The organism is Herbaspirillum lusitanum P6-12 (assembly GCF_000256565.1).
Classification (GTDB): domain Bacteria; phylum Pseudomonadota; class Gammaproteobacteria; order Burkholderiales; family Burkholderiaceae_D; genus Herbaspirillum; species Herbaspirillum lusitanum.
The window spans coordinates 1-3,383 of the sequence record NZ_AJHH01000543.1; the positions used below are offsets into that span (position 1 = coordinate 1).

Genomic DNA, 3,383 nt, shown 5'->3' on the forward strand with positions numbered 1-3,383 from the left:
CATGCCAGCGCGCTGGTCATGGCGGAGCCGCCGATGATCATTTTCCACTTCGACAAGTCGACGTCTTTTGCGGCAGGCGCGCTCAGCACCATGTGCAGGATGGTCGGCACGCAATGCGAGAAGGTGACCTTCTCCGTATCGATCAGTTTGAGAATGGTGTCGGGCACGTAGCGGCCCGGATAAACCTGTTTTAGCCCGGCCATCGTGGCGACGTAGGGCAGGCCCCAGGCGTGCACATGGAACATCGGCGTCAGCGGCATGTAGACGTCGTCGCGATGCAGGCGGCCTTGCTGCGGCGCCAGCGCCAGGCCGGCGGTGACCGCCAGCGTGTGCAGCACCAGCTGGCGATGGCTGAAGTAGACGCCCTTGGGCAGGCCGGTGGTGCCGGTGGTGTAGAAGGTGGTGGCGCGGGCGTTCTCGTCGAAGTCGGGGAAGTCGCAGGCTGGCTCGGCCTGGGCCAGCAGTTCCTCATACTCGCCAGCAAAGCCAGGACCGCGCGGGCAGGGCGTGGCGTCGTCGGTGAGCCAGACACAGCGCGTGAGCGTGGTCAGCTCGCCGCGGATCTGCTTCAACAACGGCAGGAAGTCGGAATTGACCAGCAAGACGTCGGCCTGCGCATGGTTGAGCGTGTAGGCGATCTGCTCCGGCGACAGGCGCACGTTGACGGTCTGCAGCACGCAGCCGAGCATCGGCACGGCGAAGAAGCATTCGAGATAGCGGTGACTGTCCCAGTCCATCACGGCAACGGTATTGCCGCGCTGCAGGCCGAGTTCGCGCAGCATGTTGCCGAGGCGCTGGATGCGTACGTTGAGGTCGGCGTAAGTGTGGCGGCGCTGGTTGTCGATGCCGTAGACGATCTCCTGGTCGGGCGCGGTCGCCATGGAAGAGTGCAGCAATTGCTTGATCAGCAGCGGGTAGCCGTAAGCCTCCGGGGTGGTGTCGATGATATGGGCGCTCATGGGTCTCCTGTCGTTGTCATGGCGGCAAGCGAGCGGCGCACGGAGCCCGATACAGGCAATATGCGCGGCTGCTTTTTCCGGAACGATGATGATAGCCCGATTTTCCGTCTCCGGGCCTGCCGGCGACGGCTTGCTGCGCCGTGGCAGCTTCACGCAGCAGCATTGGGAAATAGCAGCGTGAATCGGGTTTTACCCTGTGCGGACCGTACTGACACCTCGCCTTGATGGGCGCGCATGATGGCTTTTGTGATGGACAGCCCTAAACCGGCAGAATCGGAGTCCAGCTTGGTGCGTGCCTTGTCCGCCCGATAAAACCGGTCAAACAAATGAGGAAGATGCTCGGATGGTATCTCCGGACCATCGTTTTCGACATGCACGCTGATGTCCTTCTCTGACCTGTCAATCGATACCGCAATCACTCCTGCCGGCGGCGTATAACGCATGGCGTTGGAAATCAGATTGCTCAATGCTCTGCGCACCATCAGGCGATCGCCCCGAATCGAGGCTTCCCCTGCAAGCCGCATCAGGACATTCTTTTCTTCTGCCAGCGCGTCGTAAAAATCGAATAGCTCAGAAATCTCTTCTTGCAGACTCAGTCGCTCATAGCTGGGCAAGGTAATACCGTTTTCTGTTTGCGCCAAGAACAGCATATCGGAAATGGTCCGGGCGAGTCGCTGTAACTCTTCGGCATTCGACGAAAGGATGTCGCGATAGGCTTCATTGGTGCGCTGCTGCGTCAGGACGACATCCGTCTGGGTCAGCAAGTTGGTAATGGGCGTGCGCAACTCGTGGGCGATATCAGTCGAAAAGTTCGTGATGCGATTGAAATCGCGCTGCAATCGTTCCAGCATGGCGTTGAGCTTGGCCGCGAGATCGGCAATTTCGATCGGCAGCATCTCGACGGACATGCGTTCGCCGAAGTTATGAGAAGAGACCGCTTGCACTTTGTCCGACATCGCGCGCAAGGGGGCTAGCCCACGGCGCGCCGCCCACCAGCTCAGGAGCACAACAATTAATACTGAACCCGCGATATAGAGGACAAGGGTGGTCTGGAAATTGCGCATGAAATGATCATGGATCTCGGTGTCAACTGCCACAATGACTTGCAGTTCCCGAGCGCTTTGATCATCCTTCAAACGGGCTTTGATCGCCTGGAACTTCTGGTGCTGACCCACAGGCACCGCAAACGAACGACCAGGCACGGCGGATTGTGCAGCAGCGAGGATCGGCGCGGTAGCGTGGTTCAGTGTCGAATACAAGGCTTGTCCGCTCAGTGAACTGATGTGAACGTAAAAGCCCGGATGGTTGTGCAATGCCTCGCCAAAGGTCGAGGTAATGGCGTCTGCGCCTCGTTCATTCACCACCATGCGGATGAGCTGCAGTTCTTTTTCCAGCAGTTGTTCATCCTGATCGGTAAAGTGCTTGGCCACGGTCGAGATGATGAGCAGGCCCAGGCCGACCAGCACGGCTGTCGATGCCAAGGCGAACAAGGCAGTCAGGCGGACCGTCAGCGAGCGTTGACGGATCACGTGGCGCTCTCCGTGTGCTCAGGGACGTCCAGGATGTAGCCGACACCTCGAACAGTCAAAATCAACTTTTCGTCAAAACCATCATCGACTTTTGCCCGAAGGCGGCGAATCGCCACGTCAATGACATTGGTGTCGCTATTAAAGTTGATGTCCCAGATCTGGGAGGCGATCAGGGAGCGAGGCAAAACCTCTCCTCGGCGCCTGGCCAGGAACTCCAATAGCGCGAATTCCTTGTTCGTGAGCACCAGTTTGCGGCCACCCCGGCTTGCCGTGCGGCGCGGCAGGTCCAGCACGAGGTCGGCTACCGTCAGGCGGTCTTGCAATACAGCGCTACTCCCTCGACGCAGCAAGGTGCGCACCCGTGCCAGCAGTTCGGAAAAAGCGAACGGTTTGACCAGATAGTCATCCGCGCCCATTTCCAGCCCCTTCACGCGGTCCGACACGCTATCGCGCGCCGTCAAGAACAGCACCGGGACAGTCTTTTGCGCTTCACGCAGAGACTGAACAATGCGCCAGCCGTCGACGTCGGGCAGCATCACGTCAAGGACGATTAGGTCATAAGGTTCCGTCATCGCCAGATGGTAGCCATCCAGCCCGTTTTTTGCCAGATCAACAATGAAGCCGGCTTCGCTGAGCCCGCGCTGGATGTATTCGCCGGTTTTCGGCTCATCCTCAACGACAAGAAGTTTCATGGTAGCAATGAGTAGAGAGATGAACACATGGTACGTGCAGTTGACGAGAATGACGAGATCATTACAGCAATGTAATGATCGGGTCATCCAACTGATCGCCGGCGCTCTTTATCATCAGCCGCATACATCCTCACCTCGGAGAAATCCATCCTATGTCGAACTCATCGTCTCCAATAAGCTCCCGCCGCCGTTTCGTGAAGGGA

4 protein-coding genes are annotated in these 3,383 nt (G+C 58.5%); 1 reads left to right on the plus strand and 3 read right to left on the minus strand.

Annotation, left to right across the window (positions count from 1 at the left end):
• The 3 genes from HLUSI_RS0117950 to HLUSI_RS0117960 all read right to left on the minus strand — a co-directional run.
• Positions 1–959, minus strand: a 959-nt coding sequence (locus tag HLUSI_RS0117950) for an AMP-binding protein (protein WP_016835264.1), incomplete at its 3' end; no start/stop codon positions are given.
• 149 nt (positions 960–1,108) lie between these two features.
• Positions 1,109–2,488: a heavy metal sensor histidine kinase gene (locus tag HLUSI_RS0117955; RefSeq protein WP_016835265.1), complete on the minus strand. Its 1,380-nt coding sequence runs from the start codon at positions 2,486–2,488 to the stop codon at positions 1,109–1,111.
• Positions 2,485–3,180, minus strand: a complete 696-nt coding sequence (locus HLUSI_RS0117960; RefSeq protein ID WP_029363721.1) for a heavy metal response regulator transcription factor — start codon at positions 3,178–3,180, stop codon at positions 2,485–2,487. Before HLUSI_RS0117960 ends, HLUSI_RS0117955 begins: the two co-directional genes overlap by 4 nt.
• A gap of 19 nt (positions 3,181–3,199) precedes the next feature.
• On the opposite strand from HLUSI_RS0117960, the gene HLUSI_RS34320 reads away from it, so the two are divergent.
• A partial coding sequence (locus HLUSI_RS34320; protein WP_238534036.1) for a hypothetical protein occupies positions 3,200–3,383 on the plus strand: 184 nt, incomplete at its 3' end.

Excerpts from the sequence above, each read along its gene's own strand:
- HLUSI_RS0117960 (WP_029363721.1), bottom strand. The coding sequence starts at position 3,180 with ATGAAACTTCTTGTCGTTGAGGATGAGCCGAAAACCGGCGAATACATC.